Source organism: Thermomonas sp., from assembly GCF_025993755.1.
Lineage (GTDB): Bacteria > Pseudomonadota > Gammaproteobacteria > Xanthomonadales > Xanthomonadaceae > Thermomonas.
In genome coordinates this window covers 1-2,850 of the sequence record NZ_JAMQHN010000165.1, presented here as the reverse complement: position 1 = coordinate 2,850, position 2,850 = coordinate 1, and the positions used below count along the sequence as shown (strand labels likewise).

General features: G+C 65.8%; 4 protein-coding genes. All 4 read right to left on the bottom strand.

The window, feature by feature from the left end; all coding sequences use genetic code 11:
- Positions 1-146 precede the first annotated feature (146 nt).
- Positions 147-434 carry a CD225/dispanin family protein gene (locus Q0X16_RS12110; RefSeq protein ID WP_297834799.1) on the bottom strand — a complete coding sequence of 96 codons (288 nt, stop codon included), beginning with the start codon at positions 432-434 and terminating at the stop codon, positions 147-149.
- A gap of 259 nt (positions 435-693) precedes the next feature.
- Positions 694-1,005 (bottom strand): type II toxin-antitoxin system YafQ family toxin, encoded by a 312-nt coding sequence (locus Q0X16_RS12105; protein WP_297834797.1) that lies wholly within the window; start codon positions 1,003-1,005, stop codon positions 694-696.
- 7 nt (positions 1,006-1,012) lie between these two features.
- Complete coding sequence (locus tag Q0X16_RS12100) at positions 1,013-1,273, bottom strand: type II toxin-antitoxin system RelB/DinJ family antitoxin (protein WP_297834795.1); 261 nt, start codon at positions 1,271-1,273, stop codon at positions 1,013-1,015.
- A gap of 127 nt (positions 1,274-1,400) precedes the next feature.
- Positions 1,401-2,850 (bottom strand): 1-acyl-sn-glycerol-3-phosphate acyltransferase (locus Q0X16_RS12095; RefSeq protein ID WP_297834793.1); only part of this gene is annotated, 1,450 nt, incomplete at its 5' end.

Genomic DNA, 2,850 nt, shown 5'->3' with positions numbered 1-2,850 from the left:
CTCAGCACGAAGATGGCGCCAGCGCCCATGGCGGTGACCGCCGCCCGGGGGGCGTAGGGGCTGCGCGCGCGCCCCCACGACGCGCCGGCCCGGAACGGGCCGGCATCACGCAAACCTGCCGCAGTGCTGGCCTGCAGTGCTCCCACTCAGTTCATTCCGCTGAGCCCGCTGAGCCCGGCGGAGGACACTCCGATCACCAAGATGAACACGACGTAGAGCACGACCAGGATCAGCCACGCGCCGGCGGCCCACATCGCCCACGACTTGGCCTTGGCCGCCGCTTCCTGTGCGGCTGCGTAATTGCCGGCGGCAACGAGGCCGTCGACCTTGGCGGCGTGGATGATCGAGACGATGCCCAGGGGCAGGCAGCAGAACAGGGTGGTCAGGATCGCCCAGACCATGTTGTTGGAGATCGCGGGACTTGGATTGTTCATGACAGGCTCCGTTTCCAATGAGGGTATCCGGTGGGCATGAGGCCGACGCTCGCGCCGCAGGTTGCGTACTGCGTGCCTGCAACCCGATGCCAGCGGCATGGTCGCACGGATGCGGGGTGTTTGTGCGATTGGCCCACGATTGGTTTCATGCCGAAAGGCCGAACCCGATGAACGAAAAAAATGGTGCGGCCATCTCAACGCCGGGAGATGGCCCGAAGGGCAATAGACGGCGGACGCACGAGCATCCAGCACGCCTGCGCTAGAACAAATCCGAATGCGTGCCGCAGCGGATGAAATGCACGTTGTTGTCGTCAGGCAAGCGGTACACCAGCAGCCAGTCGTTGCTGGTGTGGCATTCGCGGCAGTCGGTGTGGCCGCCCTTCTGATCCGGGTAGCGCCCGACCAGCGCGTGATCCAGATGGTGTGCTTCCAGCGGCGTGCGGGTTTCGATGGCCTGCATCACCGCCTTGAGTTCGGCAAGGTTGCATTTGCGGTGCGATGCCGCGCGCTTGAGATCTTTGCGGAACTGGCTGGTGGCGTGAATCGAACGCTTGCCCGTCGATGCCATCATCGAGAATTCATCCCTTCAGGGCGTCGTCGAACAAGGCGTCCACCGATGCGGCGTGCTGCACGCGCCCCGCATAGGAGTCGGCGATGGCCTGCTGCGTAGCGCGGTTGGGCGAGGGTAGCGTCAGCGGGAACGGCAGTCCCTGCGTCAACACCACTTGCCGCAGGAACAAGCGGATGCCGGAGGACAGGTCGAGACCCAGCGCATTGAGTGTGGCCTCGGCTTGATCCTTCAAATCCGGTTCAATGCGGGTCTTGATGGAGGCGTTCATGGGGTTTTTCCTCGATTTCTGGCGTCAATGTACCCCTATTGTGGGTGCATTTCAATCACCTTTACTCTGACTATGCACCCATGACGCCGGCTGTACCCGCAATGCAGCGGCGGCAAGCGAGGCCGTTTCATGCTGCATCCCCCCGCAACGCCCGCACCTTCGCTTCCAGCAGCGCCGCGGTCGCCGCACGGCTTTCGACGGGTTCGCCGGCCAGCACCTCGATCCTCGCGCGCAGCCGCCGCGGCAGGCGGGCGCGGCGCAGGCGCGAATCCTGCTTGCTCCACATGCTCCCCCACATGTTCTTCAGCGCCAGCGGCACCACCGGGACAGCCTGTCCGCGCACGGCGGCGCGCTCCAGAATCCTTTCCATGCCGGGCCGGAATGGCGCGATCTCGCCGTCCTTCGTCAGCGCGCCTTCGGGGAAGATGCACACCAGCTCGCCCTCGGCCAGCGCGGCGTCCACCGCGTCGAAGGCGCGCTGCATCACGTCGGGGTCTTCGCGCGCGCCGGCGATCGGGATGGTCTTGGCGGTCTTGAAGATCCAGCGCAGCACCGGAATGTTGAAGATCTTGTAATACATCACGAAGCGCGCCGGTCGCGGGATGCAGGCCGAGAGCACCAGCGCGTCCATGTAGCTGACGTGGTTGCACACCAGCAGCGCGGCGCCTTCGTCCGGCACGTGATCCTCGATGCCGTGCAGGCGCAGCCGGTACAGAGTGCGCACCAGCAGCCAGCTGAGGAAGCGCATCAGGAATTCGGGGACGATGGTGAAGATCCACAGCGTCACCAGCGTGTTGGCGATCGCCAGCGCGAGGAACAGCTGCGGGATCGTCCAATGCAGCACGCGCTGCACGAACAGCCCGAGCAGGGCCGCCAGGACGATGAACATCGCATTCTGGATGTTCATGCCGGCGATGACGCGCGCCAGTTCCGACTTCGGCGTGCGGCTCTGGATCAGCGCAAACAGGGGCACCACGAAGAAGCCGGTGAACAGGCCGACGCCGCACAGGTCGAGGATGATGCGGAGGCTGCCCGGCGCCTGTGCGAATTGTTCGATCGTCATGCCCTGCGCCAGCGCCTGTCCGGGGCGCGCGAAATACAGGTCGAGCAGGAACGCGCTGATGCCCAGGGCGCCCAACGGAACCAGGCCGATTTCCACCGTGCGCCCGGACAGCTTCTCGCACGACATCGAGCCGATCCCGGCGCCGACCGAGAACAGCGCCAGCGCGAAGATGTAGAGGTTCTGGGTGCCGCCGAGGTTGGCCTGCGCGTAGACCGGAAGCTGGGCGGTGAGGATGGTGCCGACGAACCAGAACCAGCTCACGCCGAGCACCGCGTTGCGCACCGCCAGCCGCTGCCGGGTGAGCTGCCAGATCTGCCAGCTCACCCGCAGCGGATTCCAGTCGATCTTCAGCCCGGGATTGCCGGCGTCCACCTTCGGGATGCGCCGCGCCACGGCGTTGCCGGCGATCGCCAGCAGGATCACCAGCGTGGCCGCCACCTGCGGCCCGTGGCCGCCGGCCAGCTGGAACACCAGACCGCCGACGATCATGCCCAACAGGATCGACAGCGAGGTG

What these genes read in the sequence shown, in the direction of transcription:
- Q0X16_RS12110 (WP_297834799.1), bottom strand. Translation starts at nt 434, where the DNA reads ATGAACAATCCAAGTCCCGCGATCTCCAACAACATGGTCTGGGCGATC.
- Q0X16_RS12105 (WP_297834797.1), bottom strand. Translation starts at nt 1,005, where the DNA reads ATGATGGCATCGACGGGCAAGCGTTCGATTCACGCCACCAGCCAGTTC.
- Q0X16_RS12100 (WP_297834795.1), bottom strand. Translation starts at nt 1,273, where the DNA reads ATGAACGCCTCCATCAAGACCCGCATTGAACCGGATTTGAAGGATCAA.